Origin of the sequence: Bowmanella yangjiangensis (assembly GCF_017255015.1) — a bacterium.
GTDB classification, from domain to species: Bacteria; Pseudomonadota; Gammaproteobacteria; order Enterobacterales; family Alteromonadaceae; genus Bowmanella; species Bowmanella yangjiangensis.
Genome location: NZ_JAFKCS010000692.1, coordinates 1 through 381, shown reverse-complemented (window position 1 = coordinate 381; position 381 = coordinate 1). Strand labels below are relative to the sequence as shown.

Here is a 381-nt window from a genome sequence, read left to right as displayed (position 1 = left end):
CGAACTGAATCAGGGAGCGGAGCGATTGCACTGATACCCCAGCGCTGGCTGGGTGACAAGCTCCATGGCCAGAAAAGTTGCCTGCAGCGCCCCGGTCCGCCATGCGCTGCACGGAGAGGGTGCGCCGCGCACCAGAATGGCGCGGCGCTTGGCGTCGACGAGCGGTCATACCCTGAAGTTGGCGATCAGCCCGTGCAGGTCACGGGTCATGCCGGTCAGCTCGCCGCTGACCTGTACGGTGCTCTGCGCTTCCTGCGCGTTGCTCTCGCTGAGGTATTTGATCTCCAGGGTGTTCTGTTCCACGCCCTGGACCACGGCGGCCTGCTGCTCGGCAGCCGAGGCGATCTGCACGTTGTGGTCGATGATCTGCCCCATGCTGTC

The 381-nt window shown here is 64.8% G+C and carries 1 pseudogene; it reads right to left on the bottom strand.

What is annotated here, in order from left to right:
* Nucleotides 1-165: 165 nt before the first annotated feature.
* A pseudogene (locus J0A65_RS26285) lies at nt 166-381 on the bottom strand (hypothetical protein); the annotation flags it as partial.